The 17328-nt window shown below is 58.5% G+C and carries 17 protein-coding genes; 2 read left to right on the top strand and 15 right to left on the bottom strand.

Annotation, left to right across the window (positions count from 1 at the left end; all coding sequences use genetic code 11):
- Positions 1 to 5 precede the first annotated feature (5 nt).
- Positions 6 to 848: a LysR family transcriptional regulator gene (locus tag ACR0AO_RS16945; protein WP_480605900.1), complete on the bottom strand. Its 843-nt coding sequence runs from the start codon at positions 846 to 848 to the stop codon at positions 6 to 8.
- A gap of 99 nt (positions 849 to 947) precedes the next feature.
- Here ACR0AO_RS16945 and ACR0AO_RS16940 point away from each other — a divergent pair, with 99 nt between their 5' ends.
- Positions 948 to 1550: an HD domain-containing protein gene (locus ACR0AO_RS16940; protein ID WP_480605897.1), complete on the top strand. Its 603-nt coding sequence runs from the start codon at positions 948 to 950 to the stop codon at positions 1548 to 1550.
- Positions 1551 to 1569: 19 nt separating this feature from the next.
- On the opposite strand, the gene speB is transcribed toward ACR0AO_RS16940, so the two are convergent.
- The 4 genes from speB to speA all read right to left on the bottom strand — a co-directional run bounded on the left by speB (position 1570) and on the right by speA (position 6826).
- Positions 1570 to 2412, bottom strand: coding sequence for an agmatinase (speB, locus tag ACR0AO_RS16935; RefSeq protein ID WP_480605894.1), 843 nt, complete (start codon positions 2410 to 2412; stop codon positions 1570 to 1572).
- Positions 2409 to 3578, bottom strand: a complete 1170-nt coding sequence (locus ACR0AO_RS16930; protein WP_480605891.1) for a carboxynorspermidine decarboxylase — start codon at positions 3576 to 3578, stop codon at positions 2409 to 2411. Before ACR0AO_RS16930 ends, speB begins: the two co-directional genes overlap by 4 nt.
- 112 nt (positions 3579 to 3690) lie before the next feature.
- Entirely contained in the window at positions 3691 to 4914 is a 1224-nt protein-coding gene (locus ACR0AO_RS16925) for a saccharopine dehydrogenase family protein (protein ID WP_480605888.1), read from the bottom strand.
- 22 nt (positions 4915 to 4936) lie between these two features.
- Complete coding sequence (speA, locus tag ACR0AO_RS16920) at positions 4937 to 6826, bottom strand: biosynthetic arginine decarboxylase (protein ID WP_480605885.1); 1890 nt, start codon at positions 6824 to 6826, stop codon at positions 4937 to 4939.
- A gap of 407 nt (positions 6827 to 7233) precedes the next feature.
- On the opposite strand from speA, the gene ACR0AO_RS16915 reads away from it, so the two are divergent.
- Positions 7234 to 7413, top strand: coding sequence for a hypothetical protein (locus ACR0AO_RS16915; protein WP_480605882.1), 180 nt, complete (start codon positions 7234 to 7236; stop codon positions 7411 to 7413).
- Between the two features lie 172 nt (positions 7414 to 7585).
- Here the strand turns inward: ACR0AO_RS16915 and ACR0AO_RS16910 are convergent, their stop codons facing one another.
- From ACR0AO_RS16910 to ACR0AO_RS16865, 10 genes are all read right to left on the bottom strand, one after another.
- A complete protein-coding gene (locus tag ACR0AO_RS16910) occupies positions 7586 to 8386 on the bottom strand; it encodes an NAD(P)-dependent oxidoreductase (protein ID WP_480605880.1) in 801 nt (266 codons plus the stop codon).
- On the bottom strand, positions 8383 to 9690 hold the full coding sequence (locus ACR0AO_RS16905; protein WP_480605877.1) for an ATPase: 1308 nt from the start codon (positions 9688 to 9690) through the stop codon (positions 8383 to 8385). The genes ACR0AO_RS16910 and ACR0AO_RS16905 overlap by 4 nt, the downstream gene beginning before the upstream one ends.
- Positions 9691 to 9808: 118 nt before the next feature.
- Positions 9809 to 10354: a prepilin peptidase gene (locus ACR0AO_RS16900; RefSeq protein WP_480605875.1), complete on the bottom strand. Its 546-nt coding sequence runs from the start codon at positions 10352 to 10354 to the stop codon at positions 9809 to 9811.
- A 3-nt stretch (positions 10355 to 10357) separates the two neighbouring features.
- Positions 10358 to 11206: a tetratricopeptide repeat protein gene (locus ACR0AO_RS16895; RefSeq protein ID WP_480605872.1), complete on the bottom strand. Its 849-nt coding sequence runs from the start codon at positions 11204 to 11206 to the stop codon at positions 10358 to 10360.
- 30 nt (positions 11207 to 11236) lie between these two features.
- Positions 11237 to 11815, bottom strand: coding sequence for a tetratricopeptide repeat protein (locus ACR0AO_RS16890; protein ID WP_480605870.1), 579 nt, complete (start codon positions 11813 to 11815; stop codon positions 11237 to 11239).
- Between the two features lie 2 nt (positions 11816 to 11817).
- A complete protein-coding gene (locus ACR0AO_RS16885) occupies positions 11818 to 12804 on the bottom strand; it encodes a type II secretion system F family protein (protein ID WP_480605867.1) in 987 nt (328 codons plus the stop codon).
- 10 nt (positions 12805 to 12814) lie between these two features.
- Positions 12815 to 13783, bottom strand: coding sequence for a type II secretion system F family protein (locus tag ACR0AO_RS16880; protein WP_480605865.1), 969 nt, complete (start codon positions 13781 to 13783; stop codon positions 12815 to 12817).
- A gap of 10 nt (positions 13784 to 13793) precedes the next feature.
- The gene (locus ACR0AO_RS16875) at positions 13794 to 15236 is read right to left on the bottom strand and encodes a TadA family conjugal transfer-associated ATPase (protein ID WP_480605862.1); all 1443 of its coding nucleotides are present in this window, start codon (positions 15234 to 15236) and stop codon (positions 13794 to 13796) included.
- Between the two features lie 23 nt (positions 15237 to 15259).
- Positions 15260 to 16495, bottom strand: coding sequence for a CpaE/TadZ family protein (locus tag ACR0AO_RS16870; RefSeq protein WP_480605859.1), 1236 nt, complete (start codon positions 16493 to 16495; stop codon positions 15260 to 15262).
- Positions 16496 to 16690: 195 nt separating this feature from the next.
- The gene (locus tag ACR0AO_RS16865; RefSeq protein WP_480605855.1) at positions 16691 to 17323 is read right to left on the bottom strand and encodes an OmpA family protein; all 633 of its coding nucleotides are present in this window, start codon (positions 17321 to 17323) and stop codon (positions 16691 to 16693) included.
- Between the last annotated feature and the right edge of the window lie 5 nt (positions 17324 to 17328).

The raw sequence follows: 17328 nt of genomic DNA, 5'->3' as shown, positions 1-17328 counted from the left end.
GGGTTTCAAACCTGACGCAATGCGTTGAGGCAGCTTAGGATTTCGTCAAGTTGCCGCTGTTGCGGCACATCCGGGCGGGTGACGAGATACATGGGCAACAACAGATCGCGGGCTTCTGCAACTTTGGTAAGCCGGCCCGAGCCAAGATGCTCATGGATGACGTAATCGGGAAAATATCCGCGCCCGCCCCGTTTCAGCACATACCGGAGCGCCATTATGCAGTTACCCAGAAAAATCGTCTGTCCTGTCGCCTGACGCGCAGCCGAACGGACATGATGCTGATAAAGATCGCCGAGTTCGAGATTGACGAAAACCGCATCATCGCCTGCCGCGTGACCGGGCGTTTCCACCAGCAGCAATCGTTCGGGCGACAACTCCTCGAAGGCGATCTGTTTGCCGCGAGGTTTTTCATGCGTCACGGCGGCATCGAGCACATTTGACGACACCGCCTCGATCATGTTGAGGTCGTGATCATAGTTCAGCGTCAACAGAAGCTTGCCGAAATTCTGTTCCAGACTGACGGCGAGATCAACCAGAAGCGGATCCCAGATGCTCAGTTGCGCGCCCAGCCGGATCGACAGGCGATCGAGTGTCTGACTGGCGAGGTCCTGCGTTGCGAAATGCCACAGCGCGACCATCTGTTCGGCATATGGACGGAACTGATGGCCGAAATCCGACAGTGCCGTGCCTCCGGCACCGCGTGTAAACAGCTCTTGCCCCAGCGCCTGTTCAAGTGTGCGTATCCTGGCGCTTACGGCGGTCTGTGTGACGTTCAACTTGCGGGCCGCCGCATGAAACCCGCCGGAATCGGCCACAGAAAGAAAGGTTTTCAGTGCATGAATCTGCATCTGAAAACATTTTCGTATCAGCGTGATGAAATCAATTCGTTTTTTTGCTCTCGAAGCTGCTGCTAGAGTGTTTTGGCACTTTAGCATCAGGGAACCGCCATGCTGGACAAAAGCCACAAACCCACCTGGACCAGTTTCGAGAACGCCACCAAGGAAGATTTCCTGGCGGTGATGGATTACGAGGAAGCGTATAACGCGGCCCTGCCGGATCGCATTCTGGAGGCCATCCGCTCGCTCGACGAGGAATGGACGCCTTATCCGATCAATCGCTATCAGCACTGCCTGCAGGCCGCGACCCGGGCCTATGAAGATGGCGCGGACGAAGAAATCGTGATCGCCGCGCTGGTGCATGACGTGGGCGACATCCTCTCCCCCTATAACCATGGCGAGCTGTCGGCGGCGATGATGAAGCCTTACGTCAGCGAGCGGACCTATTGGATTCTCAAGCACCACTGCGTGTTTCAGGGTTATTACTACAATCACTTCCTGGGCGGTGACCGCAACGCGCGCGACAAATATCGCGACAGCCCGTATTGGGAAGATTGCCGCGATTTCTGCCACAAATACGATCAGTGCGCCTTTGATCCGGATTACCCGACCAAACCGCTGGAGTTCTTTGAACCAATGTTGCGACGCCTGCTGAGCAAGGGCGACGGGCATATGGAACTGAACGAAACCGCCGAGGACGGCAAGACTGATTGAAAAATTGGACTGCCTGCGATCAGCAGGCAGCCATCAGGCGATAGACAATCTGTGCCGCCGTGAAATCCCAGGCGGCATTGCCATCGGGGGCCAGTTCGACCACGTCGAACCCCACGCATTTACGCCCTTTCAAGGCGTGTTCGACCAGTCGCAGCGCCTGATAATAACCCAAACCGCCGGGGACGGGCGTGCCGGTTGCTGGCATTTGTGACGGGTCCAGACCATCGACGTCAAAGCTAACATAGACCAGCTCGGGGAAATCCTCGGGCAGGTCGACGGCGTGGATATTGCCGGTGACCAGGTCCTCGGCATCCACGTGGAAGACGTGGTTCTTCAAACGGCTTTTGGCCTCTTCGGTTGAAAAGGCCCGCACACCGAACTGGGCCAGCCGGACGCCTTCCTGAGCCAGCAGATGCATGACAGAAGCGTGGCTGTGTTTCTCGCCCTGATAAGCATCGCGCAGGTCGGCATGCGCGTCGATCTGAACGATACCGATGGGCTGACCCAACGCGCGGGCCACACCCATCACGGCGCCGTAGCTGAGCGAATGCTCGCCGCCCAAAGTGACCGGCACTTTACCCGCGCGGATGGCGGCTTCGGTGCGTTGGGCAAGACGCTCCATGATCTCGGGCAGGGTGGCGTCGCAGTCCAGCGGTACTTCGGTAAAGATGCCTTCGGCGCAGGGTTCGGCATGGCCGGTGATGCGTTCCAGTTCATTGCTGGCCTCGATGATCGCTTCGGGGCCTTTGGCCGTGCCCGAGCCGTAGGACACGGTGCGTTCCAGCGGCACCGGGATCACGCGGAACCGGGCGTCTTCGGTGCGCTCGGATGCGGTCAGTTCACTGTCGAGAAATATGCTCATGAGAGTCTGTCCCTGAAGTCGTCATAGCCGAACTGTTTGATGATTTTCAGTTCGTCCGTTTCGCTGTTCCACAGGGCGATGGTGGGCAGCGGCACGCCGTTGAACGTGTTGGTCTTGACCATCGAATAATGCGCCTGATCGAGGAAAGCAAAGCGCTGGCCGATTTTCAGCGGTTTGTCCCACGTGTAGTCGCCGATCACGTCGCCCGCCAGACAGGATGGCCCGCCCAGACGGTAGGTATGGCCTGTCTCGGCCTCGTCCATAAGGGCGGGGCGATAGGGGGCCTCGATCACGTCGGGCATGTGGCATGTGGCTGAGATATCGGTGATGGCAAGGTTCATGCCATTGGTCGGCAGATCGAGGATTTCGCCGACCAGAATGCCCGCGTCCAACGCCACGGCCTCGCCGGGTTCGAGATAGACGTCGATGCGGTATTTGCTGCGGATGCTCTTGATGAGCTCCACCAGTGCATCGCGGTCGTAATCGTCGCGGGTGATGTGGTGGCCGCCGCCGAAGTTCAGCCATTTGAGGCCGCCGATGAAGGGCGCGAGTTTGGGTTCGACCGACGCCCATGTGCGTTGAAGCGGTTCGAACCCCTGTTCGCAGAGCGTGTGCATGTGCAGGCCGTCGACGCCGTTCAGAGCCTCAGGCGTCAATTGGCTGACCGGGGTGCCGAGGCGCGAACAGGGCGCGCAGGGGTCGTATTTCGGCACCTCGCCTTCGGAGTGTTCGGGGTTGATGCGCAGGCCCACCTGTTTGCCCGTGGCGCGGGCATTGGCGAGGAAGCGGTCTTTTTGCGCGGGGCTGTTGAAGATGATGTGGTCCGACAGGGCGAGGATCTCGTCGATGTCGCTGTCCTTGTAGCCGGCGCAGAAGGTCGCGACCTCGCCGCCATATTCCTCGCGGCCCAGACGTGCCTCGTAGATGCCGCTGGCGCAGGTGCCGCCGAGGTGTTGGCGGATCAGGGGCGCGAGCGCGAACATCGAAAACGCCTTGAGTGCGCTCAGCACATGCGCACCCGAACGATGACCGATATCCGCCAGCACCAAAAGGTTCCGCTCGACCGCCTTTTCATCCACCACGAAACAGGGTGTGGGCACGCGGCTGAGATCGAAGTTGCGGAAGGCTCCGGCATCGCCCGCCTGAGTGGTCATCATGTCTGCCATTTGGTGTTCCCTGTGAGATGCGTTCCGCCCGGCGGCACGCCGGACCGCGCCGGCCCGCCCCCATGGGGCGGCGCGATTGCGCCACCCCGCGGGTCTATGCGGCCCTCATCGCTTAAAACTCGACTGGTCCGTCCAGTTCATGCACCTGCCAGGGCAGGCCATGTTCGTTGAGCATGTCCATGAAGTTGTCGGGGTCGAGCTGTTCCATATTCCACACGCCGGGCTGCACCCAGTTGCCTTTCAGCACCTGAGCCGCACCGATCATCGCGGGCACGCCGGTGGTGTATGACACAGCCTGCGAGCCCACCTCGGCATAACATTCCTCGTGATCGCAGATGTTGTAGATGTAATAGGTCTTTTCGCCCGAGCCGCCCTTGGCCTGACCCGTGGCGATGTCACCAATGCAGGCCTTGCCCTTGGTTTCCTGCCCCAGATCGCCGGGATCGGGCAGCAGGGTTTTCAGGAACTGGATCGGGATGATTTCCTTGCCGTCATGCATGACCGGGTCGATGCGGGTCATGCCGACATTCTGCAGCACCTTGGCGTGGGTGATATAGGCATCCCCGAAGGTCATCCAGAAGCGGGCGCGCTCGATCTCGGGGAAGTGGGTGCTGAGGCTCTCCAGTTCCTCGTGATACATCAGGTACATGTTCTTGGGCCCGATGGCGGGGAAGTCGAATTCGACCTTGTGGGTCATGGCCGGGCTGTGGTGCCATTTGCCACCTTCCCAGTGGCGCACCTCGGCCAGCACTTCACGCAGGTTGATCTCGGGGTTGAAGTTGGTGGCGAATTCCTGATCGTTGGTGCCGCCATTAGCGTCCAGCACGTCGATCTGGCGGATGGTGTCCAGCTTGTGTTTCTTGAGCCAGGTGGCGAAGACGGATGTCACGCCCGGATCGAAGCCGGATCCGAGGATGGCGGTCAGGCCTGCCGCTTTGAACCGCTCCTGGTAGGCCCACTGCCAATGATACTCGAACTTGGCCTCATCTTCGGGCTCGTAATTCGCGGTATCCAGGTAATGAATGCCGGCCTCAAGACAGGCATCCATCAGCACCAGATCCTGATAGGGCAGGGCGAGGTTCACGAGGATTTCGGCCCCGGTGTCCTTGATCAGCTTGACCGTGTCTTCGACCTTGTAGGCGTCCAGTTCCGCTGTGGCGATATCAACGCCCACGCGCTCTTTCACCGCTTTTGCGATGGCATCGCATTTCGACTTGGTGCGGCTGGCCAGAGTGATTTCGGTGAAAATGTCCGAATTCATCGCCATCTTGTGCACGGCGGCGTGGGATACGCCGCCTGCGCCGACAACCAGTGTTTTGCCACTCATAGTTCCCATGGGGGTAATCTCCTCTCTGGGGTTATTCGTAATAGGTGTAGCCGTTGATCGAGTCGCGATAGGCGCTCATCAGGGTTTTGCGGTCCTTGGCTTGCAGAGTACCGGTCGAGATCGCCTCGTCCACCATTTTGCGGAAAGCGGCGACGCAGTCGTTGGGGTCGAACTCCACATAGGACAAGACTTCAGAGATCGTGTCGCCTTCCTGTTCGTGCAGCAGGTCAAAGCCGCCGTCTGGGCGTAGATCGATGGTGACGACATTGGTATCGCCGAACAGGTTGTGCAGATCGCCCAGCGTTTCCTGATAGGCGCCGACAAAGAAGACACCCATATAGTATTCGTCATCTTCGGGCAGCGTATGCACCGGCAGGCTGGGTGAGACGCCGTCGGCCAGAATGAATCGGTCGATCTTGCCGTCGCTATCGCAGGTGATGTCAGACAACACCGCGCGGCGATCGGGGGGCTGGGTCAGGCCCTGCAGCGGAACGATCGGGTGCAGCTGGTCGATGGCCCACACATCGGGCAACGACTGAAACAGAGAGAAGTTGCAGTGGTAGATATCGGCGACCTTCTCAAGCTGGTCGTCCAGATCCGTTTCCAGATCATCGCTGGCGGCCAGCGCCTTGAGGCGGGACATCAGCGACAGATAGATGCGTTCGGCCCGTGCCATCTGGCGCAGGTCCACGTAACCGCGGCGGAACAGGGCGCGCAGCTCGTTGCGATAGAAAGTGGCGTCGTTCCAGCATTCCTGCAACCGGTCGCTGCTCAGATAACCGTGCACGGCGGCCAGGTCCGAGACCAGATGGTGATCGTCCGGTTCCACTTCGGGGCCGTTGGGGGCGTCATAGAGCGTGCTTTCCAGCACGTTGAACAGCAGCATCGAAGAGGTCGCCACCACCGCACGGCCGCTTTCAGTGACAAGGGTCGGGTGGGCGACTTCGGCCTCATCCATCGCGTAGGCGACGGTTTCAACGACGTTGGCGCAGTATTCCTCGACCGTGTAGTTGATCGAGTTCTCGGCGGCCTTTTTCTCACCGGTATAGTCCACGCCCATGCCACCACCGAGGTCCAGATGGGTCAGCGGCACGCCCTCACGGGTCAGTTCGGTGTAATACCTACAGGCCTCGCCCACGGCGCGGCGCACGTCGTTGACGTCCTGCACCTGAGACCCCAGATGCGAATGCTGCAGTCTTAGGCAATGCAGCAACCCCGCCGCTTTCAGCTTGTCCACCGTCGTGACCAGTTGATCCGTGTTCATGCCAAAGGCCGAGCGGTCGCCTGAGCTTTCCTCCCATTTGCCGCTGATCTGGTTGGTCAGCTTCACCCGCACGCCGATCAGTGGCTCGATGCCAAGCTCGTTATAGACCTCTATAACCGTATCGGCCTCCTTCGGGCTTTCCAGCACGATGACGGTGTTGAACCCGATCTTGCGGCTTAGGATCGCCAACTGGATGAATTCGGCATCCTTGACGCCGTTGCAGACGATCAGGGCTTCGCTGGCCAGACGATGGGCCAGCGCGATGACCAGTTCGGGTTTCGATCCTGCCTCAAGCCCATAATTGTACTTCTTGCCGAACTCGACGATCCGGTCGACAACCTGCGCCTGCTGGTTCACCTTGATCGGGAACACGCCGCGATAGTTGCTTTTGTATCCGGTGCGGGCAATCGCCTCGGCAAAACTTTCGTTGATATGCGCGATCTCGTTTTCCAGATATGAGCTGATGCGCAGGATCATCGGTGATTTGATGCCGCGCTGATCAAGATCGTGCAGAATGCCCGGCAGGCTAATGGCGGCCACGTCGGGCGCAAGGGGGTTGCGCAGGCCGATCTCACCGTCCTCTGTCACCTCGATGAGGCCCTTGCCCCATTTCTCAACCCCATAGATGGAATGCGGCGCATCAGACGTCTGTTTCAATCAACCATATCCCCCGTGGTTCGAAACCTTTGGATGTGCGCCGCCCTTTACGGGAGGTGTTTGATTCGTCCAAGCGTAAACTCTTGCCATGACGAATTTTGCTGCAGGAGTACGCGTTTTTCCAGCAGGCTTGACGGTGGTTTGAAGGTATACGCAATCCGCCCTGCCGTTAGTGGAGCTTTGATTGAAACCTCGTGCAATCGGAATGTCAAATCGCCCCGACGAGTTGTGAGATTCCTGAATGTATCCGCAGCAGCAAGGCAACGCCGGTGCGCATGCGGGGAACTTCAGTGATGAAGAATTCACGAACGTGAAGAAAATTTAACCATCAAACCAGATTTCGATCAGACCCGCGCGACATATATCCTTTGTCCAGGGCGCAACTTTTGAAGAGGGTGGATAAGGTCATGAAAGTGAACACCAGGTTCATTTCGGCAATTGTCGCCGCCGCCGTGTCTGTAACTGTAATCACGCAGTCGGTGGGTACCACCCGTTCTCCGGTCGATCAGGCGATCCAGACCTCGGGGATCAAAACCAGCGCCGTCAAATTGCCCGAGGCCAATCCGTATATCCGGGTCAAGCTTTGATTGGAGGGCGTGAACCGGGATACCGCAATTCATGACCGGCCGGGTCAAGCAGCGACAGCCAAACCAACTCCTCTGCGGCTGAACCAAGACTTGCGGAGGGAGGCGCCCTGCGCGTTTCAGGGAGGTCGCGCAGGGCGCTTTTGGCCATGCTGTCAACCAAGCCGGTATTGTGCTAATCGCGCGGTTTTAGATGCAGCAACAACCCCCGGACCGCGCGGAACAATTCGGTTTCCGCTCCTTGCGGTGCGGCGTCCAGCGCACTTTCGACATCCTTAACCAGAATGCCGATCGAGTTGTCGTCGCGATACCCGTCCCGCGCGAATTCGATCTGTTCGAAGCCGGAGGCGAACCAGTTTTGGCCCGAACTTGTGTGAATGAGATCCAGCAGCTTTCGTTCATCCAATCCGTCTTGCCGGGCCCATTCGAGAACAAGACGGGTGACAGTGGTATTGGTCGCGGCCAAAAGATTGTTGAGAACCTTGGCCTGCATTCCCGCGCCATACGGGCCCATCCGGTGAAAGAAACGGCCCATCGCATCAAAGAGCGGCTGCGCCGCGTCCAGATCCCTCGCATCGCCGCCCAGCATGAAGGACAAGCGCGCCTCTTGCGCGGCAATTTGCGCCCCTGACATCGGGGCGTCGATCAGGGTGATCCTGTCGGCGATCCGCGTGCGCAAGTTGCGGACATGGCGGGGGGACAGCGTCGAACAAACGATGATGCGGGACAGGTTCGGCGCACGGGCGAAGCCTTGGGCCTGAAACAGAACGTCCTCGGTTTGCGGCACATCCCGCACCACCGTCAGCAGGGTTTCCAGATCGGCGGCAAAGGCGGTCGGATTATTGGTCACGAAAGGCTGCAAAGCCCCGAATTCGGACGGATCGCAGACATCGAACCCCCGGGCGTTGAACCCGGCGCGTCGCAAGGCGGCCAGCATGGGCGCGCCCATCCGGCCACAGCCAGCCAGGCCGATCATTTGACGATCACTTCGTCCTTCACGAACATGTTGGCCCAGGCCCGGTCGATCAGATCCGGGGACATCTGATAGGGAATGCCCTCGAACTCGCAAATGGCGATCATCTGGTCGATCAAAAAGATCGGCTGATAGTTCGCATAGACATTGTTGATCGTCGGGTACCTGACCTTGAGCAGATGCACCAGCGCCGCCTCGTCCAGCGGCATTCCGCGCTTGCGGGCGACCATGGCAAAGATCTTGAGGAAGTTCTCCTGATCCGGCCCGTCGATCTTGATCTTGAAGAAGATCCGGCGCAACGCCGCCTGGTCGAAGATTTCGTTCGGGTGGAAGTTGGTCGAAAAGATCACCAGCGTGTCAAAGGGAACTTCGAATTTCTCACCTGATTGCAGGGCCAGGATATCCTTGTTTTCTTCCAGTGGAACGATCCAGCGGTTGACCAGCGCCTGCGGCGGTTCGGTCTGGCGGCCAAGGTCGTCCACGATGAAGATGCCGCCCGTGGATTTCAACTGAAGCGGTGCCTGATAGGTGCGCGCCGTCGGGTTATAGACCAGATCCAGCATGCTGAGGGACAATTCACCGCCGGTGATAACCGTCGGCCTTTCACACATCACATAGCGGGTGTCGAAACGCTTGCGGCGGCGCAGTATGTTGGGGTCGTCCGGTTCCTGCTCGATCATGTTGTGTACGATCGGGTCATAGACCGTGATGACCTGTCCGGCATACTCGATCGCGCGCGGAACATAGACGTGATCGCCCAGAGCGTCACGAATTCCGTTTGAAATTGAGGATTTACCGTTGCCCGGCGGACCATACATCAGGATCGAGCGGCCCGCGCTGACCGCGGGGCCGAGGTGATCCAGCAGGCTGTCCGGCAGGACCAGATGCCCCATAGCGCCGGTCAGCTGGTCGCGGGTGACCTGAATGTTGCGGATCGACTGCCGTTTGACCTGCTCGCGATACACTTCCAGCGGCACCGGCATTGCGCCGAAGTATTCCGATTGGCTGAGCGCGTCGAGCGCGCGTGCCTTGCCCGCATCGGTCAGCTGATACCCCATCTCGTTGCCTGCGTTGGCGGTGAGGGTGCCGGTTGCTTCCAGCAGTTTCTGTTCGCGCGCGATGTCCACCAGTTCCTGCGTCACCGAGCCTGGCAGGCAGATCGCCTCGGCAATCTCGCTGACAAGATTGGCGTTTTTGCGAAAGATGGTCTTGAGAAGAATATCCCGCATCATGACCAGCGGAAGCTGCATTTCGGCCAGTCCCTTAGGGGCGGGCGGGGCCATCACGGTGGTGGTCTGCATGTTCATGAGCGGCGCTCGTTCGTTCGGATTCGCTGGTATTGTTTCGCGGTTGGAACCGCACAGGGTCAAACTGGCCCAGCAATGTGGCAGCACAAAGGCAGAGCCGGGGCGCGCAGGTGATCACTCACGCCCCATAAAACACCCCGAGAATCAAGTAGATGGACAGGCTTCCGGCCAAAGTCAGCCCCATTGGGAAAAGCTTTCCCGCCTCCCAGCTTTTCCACCCGGGCGCGATGCGGCGCAGGGCGGTGTATTTGGCCAGCCGATGAGTGCAGAACGCCCCCAACAGCCCGGCGGCCAGAATGGCCAGCACAAGCCTCAGATCCGATGTCCAGACAAACGGCGCGGCAGCGGCGGCAAACTTGGCGTCTCCGGCACCGACCGCTCCGCCAGCGCTCAGCAGAAATCCGATCACCAGCACGACCAGCAGGTGAAGAAACTGCCAGGCATAGATCGGAAGCGACAGGGTGAAGGGGCCGATGGTCCCGGTCGGCCATTCGGTCGACCACGGGGGCAGGGCGACCAGCCCGACGACAAGAAAAATCAGGCACAAGGCCATGTTGGCCTGGTTCTTGATCTTCATCTCGCGCAGATCGGTAAACGCCACATAAAGGCACACCGGCAACACGAATGGCAGGAACCAAAGGGCCGCCGTCGACGGAATCGCCATTCCTCAGGCGCTTTCCAGCGCGTCCAGCGATCTCACGGCTTCCTCGAAATGCTGCGGATGCGTCGAAATCGCGTCCCGCAGAAGGGTCTTGCCGGTTTCCACGTCGCCCTGCTTGATCGCCGACAGCGCCATCGTGTGCAACAGCGTGGCCCGTTCGACCTGATCCATCGGAATGACCGGCAGCGTATAATTGCGCTGCGCGCCGCGGGCCAGAACAAGGTTGTTCTTGGCGGTGAACATCGATTTGTCGTGTTTGATGGCCTCGTTGAACAGGCGCTCGGCATCTGCGAACTGGCCGCGCGTCAGCTTGGAATATCCCCAGTTGTTCATCACGCCGGCCGGGCGTGTGGTCAGACCGATTGCGGTTTCATAGAACGTATCCGCGCGCTTCCAGTCCTTGTTCGCGTCGGCCACCATCGCCTCAAGCCGGTAGCGGCTGAAGGTTTCATGTGTCGGGGGAATGGAATCCAGAACGTCTTCGGCCTTGTTCCAATCGCCCGATCGGATCAGCGCATCGGCATAGCCGACCTTGTCGTCAGTAGTCGAGCCGTTCATCTTCACCAGATTGGACCATGCCACGGCGGCTTCGGTGTTGCGTTTAGCACGGCCCAGAGAAAAGGCGAGACCGCGTTGCAGGTCGGCGCGACCAGGATTGGACGCCGAGGCGCGCTGAAAATATGCGACCGCCTCGTTAGGGTCGGCGACGCTCAGCATGACGTCATTGAGGTTGGTTTCGTCGATGACGTTGATGTCTTGCAGGGTCTTGTCGACGGTCTCTTCGCCCTTATCGGTACAGGCCGACAAGGTCACTCCGCACACAAGCATGGTCGGAATCAGGATTGAGTGGCGCATTTTTTGCGTCCCTTACTGCTCTTGCCTCGATCACGGTGTTCTGCGCAGGACAAAATCGCCCTGTCCACGCTGCACCAGCTTGAATTCTTCTTTTTCCGGGATGGTAGCAGGACTTTCCATTTTTGCGAGAGCTAACTGTAAATTGTCGCGTATTGCGTCACTTTTGCCATTGTCCAGGGCATAGGCCTTTTTGAACACCAGCGCGGCTTCGGGATACTGCCCGGTTTCCACCAGGACCACACCGAGATTGTTCCAGGCCTCGGGCCAGTCAGGAGCTTCCTCGACCGCACGTCTGAGCAGTTTTTCTGATTGCCCAAGCCGCCCGAGTCCCAGATTGGCCGTTCCCATTCCGGTCACGATCTCGGTTGTCATTCCTTCCTTGAGCGCCGCGCGGCTAAAGGCGTTCAGGGCCAGTTCGTATTCACCGGATTCCATGAGCCGATGTGCCACGACAAGCGGATCCACCTCTTCGCCCCACGGATCAAAGCCGGGTGGATAGGGGGAGTCGGGCAGGTCGTTGGACGTGCACGCGGTCATCGCTGTCAAAACGACGACGACCGCGAACATACTTCCAAAATTTCTGGGCCCGTCCACGCCCGTTTCGATCATGTTTAGTTGCCTGCCCCGATATTCTGCAAGTTTGCGATGCCTTGTGCCGAGGGTCCGACCAGGATGACCAGAAGTGGCGGAACCGTCAGCATCATTGTGGCGAGGGTCATTTTGGTTGGCAACTTGTTTGCCGCTTCTTCCGCGCGCATCACGCGTTTATCGCGCATCTCGTCGGAATATACGCGCAGCGCTTCCGCGATCGACGTGCCGAAAGTCGCGGATTGGATCATCACAGTTACGAACGAAGACACGTCCTGCACGCCGCAGCGCGTTCCCATGTCTTTCAGGACCTTGTCTTTTTCTTTGCCGGCTTTCATTTCATGCGCGACAATTTCAAACTCTTCGGCAATGTCGGGATAGGAGGCATGCATCTCGGCGGCAACCCGGACGATGGCCTGATCCAGCGACTGACCAGCTTCGACACAGACCAGCATCATGTCCAGGGCGTCGGGAAAACCGGAAGTAATGTTTTCCTTGCGCGTGGCGACCCGGCGGGTAATCCAGTATTTTGGCAGAAAATATCCCACGAATGCCGGGGCGAGAACACGAATGGCAATCTGTTGACCACTGAATTCCTGCCCATTCGCCAATACCGTCACCAAAGAAGTACCAATCAGCAGGCCAAGGATAGCCAACGCGAACTGGGCGAAATGGAAAAAACGTACCGCGTCTTTCGAGCGATATCCGGCCTGACGCAGCTTGAGCTGCATTGCGGACAGTTCTTCGGCGTCTTTCGGTTCAAGAAAACCGGCGAATTTTTCAAGCTGCTCGTTTCGACCAGCGTGGCGAAGCTGCTCCTTCTTTCCTTTTTTTGGCGCTTTTGGCGATGCGTCGCGCTTGAGCTTGTTGAGGGGGTCCTCTTTCTGGTTCAGCAGAACCGGAATCGTCAGCAGGATCATGAACAATCCAAGCACACCGACGGCGATCAGGGGGCCAAACTCGCCAAGGTGTTCGGTCAGCAGATCATTGATCTTGGTCAGGAATTCCATGTCGATCCCCTTATACTTTGATGTTCGTCAGCGCGCGCATGACCACAAGGTTGAGCGTCAGCATGATACCGACAAAGAAACAGGCCGGAATGAACCACGGATGATCGAGAACCACGTCATAGTAATTCGGGTCTTTCACCATGATGAACATCAGGCAGAACAGTGGAAATGCCGACAGGAATTTGCCTGACCATTGCGCCTCGGCAGTGATTGCCTTGACCCGCCGGAACAGACGGAACCGGGCGCGGATCACCTTGGCCAGACCGGCAAGGATTTCCGCCAGGTTACCGCCGGATTGCTGCTGAATTGCGACGGCCACGGCGAGAAACCTGAGATCCTGCATGTCAAGGCGATGTGCCATCTCTTTCAGGGCATCGCCCACGTCGCGCCCATAGGCGCTTTCGTCCGCAATGATGCCGAACTCGGTTGCGATCGGGTCGCCAACCTCTTTCGCGACGATCTGGATGGCCGAGACGAACGGGTGACCCACCCTCAGCGACCGGACCATCAGTTCAACCGCGTCCGGAAGCTGTTCTTCGATAAGGCCCATCCGTTTTTTGGCTTTGTGGTTCACCCACATGTAAACCCCGCCGACACCGAATGCGACGGAAATTGCGGCGCGAATCGGCGTTTCGGTGTTGGTTCCGACACTGAGGGCGACGAAGGCAAATGCCGACACGAAGACCATGATCATGATCAGTTGCGTTGGGGTGAATGCGATGGCCGCTTTCTGCGCCTTTTCGGACAAAAGCGAATAAAGCGGAATGGATTTGGTCTTCATGTGCTGCTGCATTTCCTTGCGCAGCTGCTCAAGTACCTGTTCGCGCCCCTGGCCTTTGTCGAGCATTTCCAACCGGCGGTTCACACGGCTGTTCTGGCTGATCGACTTGCCGAAGGCCACCAGGTACAGACCTTCTACCAAAAACAGGACGCCTATGAAAATGGCGCCATAGATGAACGGCTCCAGGCTGAGTTGCATGGCGTGATCCTCACATCGTGGTTGGGTCGTAGATGGACGGCGGCAGATCATAGCCCCAAAGGCGGAACCGCTCGGAAAAGTGACTGCGCACGCCCGTCGCCGTGAAATGACCGATGATCTTGTTATCGGGCGTCAGCCCGACACGCTGAAAGCGGAATATTTCCTGCATCGATATCACGTCGCCTTCCATGCCGGTAATCTCGGTGATCGAAATCATCCGGCGCGAGCCGTCCTGCAGACGGCTGGCCTGCACGATCAGGTTCACAGCCGATGAGATCTGGCTGCGCACGGCTTTGATCGGCATCTCGATCCCCGCCATCGCGATCATGTTCTCCAGACGCGAGATGCCATCCCGGGCCGAGTTGGCGTGAATTGTCGTCATCGACCCGTCGTGGCCGGTGTTCATGGCCTGCAGCATGTCGATCACTTCGGCGCCGCGCGTCTCGCCCACGATGATGCGGTCGGGGCGCATGCGCAGAGCGTTTTTCAGACAGTCGCGCGGGCTGACTTCGCCTTTGCCTTCGACGTTGGGCGGGCGGCTTTCCATCCGGCCCACATGGGTCTGCTGCAGTTGGAGTTCTGCCGTATCCTCGATGGTCAGAATACGTTCCGAGTTGTCGATGAAGCTGGACAATGCGTTGAGCGTGGTGGTTTTGCCCGAACCCGTACCCCCCGAAACGATCACGTTCAGTCGGGTGGCGACGGCCGCCTGGAGATAGGCTGCCATCTCTTCGGTGAAAGCGCCGTAACTGACCAGATCGTCGATGTTCAGCTTGTCTTTCTTGAATTTCCGGATTGATACCAGAGAACCGTCAACCGCAATAGGCGGTACCATTGCGTTGAAACGCGAACCGTCCGCAAGGCGGGCGTCGACATAGGGGTTTGATTCATCGACCCGACGGCCCACGGCGGATACGATCTTGTCGATGATCCGCATCAGGTGCTTTTCATCCTTGAACGAAATATCACTCAGTTCAAGTTTGCCAAATCGTTCGACAAACACCTGTTGCGGGCCGTTTACCAGAATATCGTTGACACTGTCGTCCTGCAAAAGCGTCTCAAGCGGGCCAAGCCCGGTGACTTCGTCATAAAGCTCCTTGTTCAGCTGCGTTCGGTCATCGCGATTGAGAACGACGCTTTTTTGTTCAAGAACCTCGGTGGCAATCGAACTGATCTCGGCCCGAAGCTCGGCTTCCGAGGCGCGTTCAAGTGCTGCGAGGTTCAGGTTTTCCAGCAGTTCGCGGTGCAACTCGATCTTGAGTTCACCCAACCGTTCCTTGCGTTTCCGGTCCCGATCCGCGCCTGCCGCAGCGGCGGGGCGCAATTGAACGGGCTTTCGCATTGTGGCGGTCGGGGCGGCCGCCTGCTTTGGATCCTCGACCGCCGCACCGGGGGTTTTTTCTTTCGTGCCGACCGGTACAGCCCCCGGTTGTTTCTTGTACCTGGAAAACACAGTGAATCCCCTTCAGGTTGTGGTCAGGCGGCTTCGGCGTCGTTGCTGCTAAGGGCATGCAAAGACTCAGCCAGTTTCGAGATTTCCTTGCGCAGCGGGTTTTTGGCCGCCGACGAGGCCAGCGGCAGGCCATGATCGCAGCCGTGCATGACCTGCTTGCCGCCGTCCGGCAACTGCAGGTCGATCGAGATGCCCAGGCTCTCTCCCATCCGTTTGACACGGCTTTTGCCGGTCAGATCCGTGAATTTCGGGGCGCGATTGAGAGCGAAACGCAACTTGTTGAAAGGCAGGTCTTCCGCTTGCAGGGCACGTTTCAGGCGCAACGCGTTCTGTGCCGAACGCATGTCCAGCTCGATCAAAGCGAAATACACGTGTGCAGCCTGCAATACGGTTTCAGACCAGTGAACCAACGTGGACGGCATGTCGACGACAACATAGTCGAAATGCGCCCGGGCAATGTTGATTACGCGCTGAACGTCTTCCTGAGTGATAATGTCGAGCGGGACCAGATCCGCCGGGGCGGTCAAAACCTGCAACTTGTCCTCATAGGTTTGCAGCGCCTGGCCAAAGGCGTCTTCGTCCATGGAGGTGGTATCGGAAAGCATCTCGAAAACCGCTTCCCGGCGTGGCAGATCAAGATAGGTCGATGCGGTGCCGAATTGCAGATCCAAATCCAAAAGGCATACGCTTGGCGATTCCTTTTTGGACACTGTGGCCAGTTCCCAGGCCAGATTGACCGCCAGCGTGGTCGCCCCGACGCCGCCCGCGAGGCCGTGAACCACCAAAAGAGCGCCCTCTTTGGAGTTCTGGGAGTCCAGCTGCGGCGATGAACTTTGGGCAACAAGTTTCGGCTCGGGCTTTCTGATTCGGTGAACCGCGTCCTGAAGCTCGTTTTCGGGCAAAGGGTAGGGGACGAATTCATCCGCCCCCTCCCGCAAAAGCTTGTGCAGGGCGGCCGGAGTGACATCTTCGGCAATCAGGATAACCTTGATCCCGCGCGATTTGGCCTGAGCGATGAGTCCGCGCAACTGGTCAAGGTCGTTTTCGTCCTCGCCATCGATGGCGAGCGCAATGAATTCAAGCGTTTCGGCTTCGGGTTGCTCTAGGAAAACCTGTGCCTCGGCAAATCCGAGATCACCCCAGTTTTCGCCCATTGCCCCTTCCATATCTTCGATGAGCAGATCGAAATTCTGAACATCACGGCTGACCGTGCAGGCTTTTAGCGAATTTTCCTCGGAGTGCGGCGAAACGCTGCTCATCATAAAGATCCTTTGTTGCATGAGCGCAGGTCAGAGGATCAGCGTTTTCGCCTATTCTGGCCTGAGATCGCCCGATTGCGGTCGAATCTGCCCGCAGATCACATATTGATGACAAGATTGCCGTGAAGTTGGGCGAGATTGGGGCCGAAACGAATTAATTGTAGGGAATTGGGCGACGATGTCGCCCAATGCCATTTATTGTCCTGCCTCAATGGCGCCCGTGTAGCTGCCGGTCCTCAGCGGGTTCGGCGGGATGGCGCTGCCGATATACTCGCGGTACACGATCCGGGCATATTTACCGTCCAGAACGTTGGCGTGCCGGCTGACAAAGCCGGAAACTTCCGTGACCGTGCGGCGGTTGCGGCGGTCGCGATCCGTAGTTTGTACCAGCGGCTGGGTTTCGCCATAGGAAACAACGGCCTCCAGGCGTGAACGTGAGATACCCTGCCGCGCAAAGAAGTTAACGACAGCTTGCGCGCGGCGCAGGCCCAGGCTTTTGTTATAGGATGGCGAGCCGACCAGATCGGTATGGCCATAGACCCGGAAGCGAACCTCGGGGAATTGTTTGATCCAATCTGCTTGCCTCAGCAGAATCTGCTGCGCCGACGCATCCAGCTGAGCGCTGTCAAAGGCAAAGTTGATTTGGTTCGGCACTTCCTGAGCGAAGCGCTCGGCCAGGATCTGGCCATAGCTGCGCTCACCGTTCATGACCTGAACGTTATTAAGTGTCGCATTTCCGAAAGTGCCGGTGTCGACATCATACCCCGCTTCGCGTCCGCAGGCAGCGACAGCCAGCATCAGACCCAGGGTGAGTACCTTGTTTTGCATTGGTC

Source organism: Ruegeria sp. AF8, assembly GCF_056541825.1.
The sequence above is the reverse complement of the archived record's forward strand: the minus strand, read 5'-3'. Positions and strand labels throughout refer to the sequence as shown.

Excerpts from the sequence above, each read along its gene's own strand:
- ACR0AO_RS16945 (WP_480605900.1), bottom strand. The coding sequence starts at position 848 with ATGCAGATTCATGCACTGAAAACCTTTCTTTCTGTGGCCGATTCCGGC.
- ACR0AO_RS16940 (WP_480605897.1), top strand. The coding sequence starts at position 948 with ATGCTGGACAAAAGCCACAAACCCACCTGGACCAGTTTCGAGAACGCC.
- speB (WP_480605894.1), bottom strand. The coding sequence starts at position 2,412 with ATGAGCATATTTCTCGACAGTGAACTGACCGCATCCGAGCGCACCGAA.
- ACR0AO_RS16930 (WP_480605891.1), bottom strand. The coding sequence starts at position 3,578 with ATGGCAGACATGATGACCACTCAGGCGGGCGATGCCGGAGCCTTCCGC.
- ACR0AO_RS16925 (WP_480605888.1), bottom strand. The coding sequence starts at position 4,914 with ATGGGAACTATGAGTGGCAAAACACTGGTTGTCGGCGCAGGCGGCGTA.
- ACR0AO_RS16915 (WP_480605882.1), top strand. The coding sequence starts at position 7,234 with ATGAAAGTGAACACCAGGTTCATTTCGGCAATTGTCGCCGCCGCCGTG.
- ACR0AO_RS16910 (WP_480605880.1), bottom strand. The coding sequence starts at position 8,386 with ATGATCGGCCTGGCTGGCTGTGGCCGGATGGGCGCGCCCATGCTGGCC.
- ACR0AO_RS16905 (WP_480605877.1), bottom strand. The coding sequence starts at position 9,690 with ATGAACATGCAGACCACCACCGTGATGGCCCCGCCCGCCCCTAAGGGA.
- ACR0AO_RS16900 (WP_480605875.1), bottom strand. The coding sequence starts at position 10,354 with ATGGCGATTCCGTCGACGGCGGCCCTTTGGTTCCTGCCATTCGTGTTG.
- ACR0AO_RS16895 (WP_480605872.1), bottom strand. The coding sequence starts at position 11,206 with ATGCGCCACTCAATCCTGATTCCGACCATGCTTGTGTGCGGAGTGACC.
- ACR0AO_RS16890 (WP_480605870.1), bottom strand. The coding sequence starts at position 11,815 with ATGATCGAAACGGGCGTGGACGGGCCCAGAAATTTTGGAAGTATGTTC.
- ACR0AO_RS16885 (WP_480605867.1), bottom strand. The coding sequence starts at position 12,804 with ATGGAATTCCTGACCAAGATCAATGATCTGCTGACCGAACACCTTGGC.
- ACR0AO_RS16880 (WP_480605865.1), bottom strand. The coding sequence starts at position 13,783 with ATGCAACTCAGCCTGGAGCCGTTCATCTATGGCGCCATTTTCATAGGC.
- ACR0AO_RS16870 (WP_480605859.1), bottom strand. The coding sequence starts at position 16,495 with ATGAGCAGCGTTTCGCCGCACTCCGAGGAAAATTCGCTAAAAGCCTGC.
- ACR0AO_RS16865 (WP_480605855.1), bottom strand. The coding sequence starts at position 17,323 with ATGCAAAACAAGGTACTCACCCTGGGTCTGATGCTGGCTGTCGCTGCC.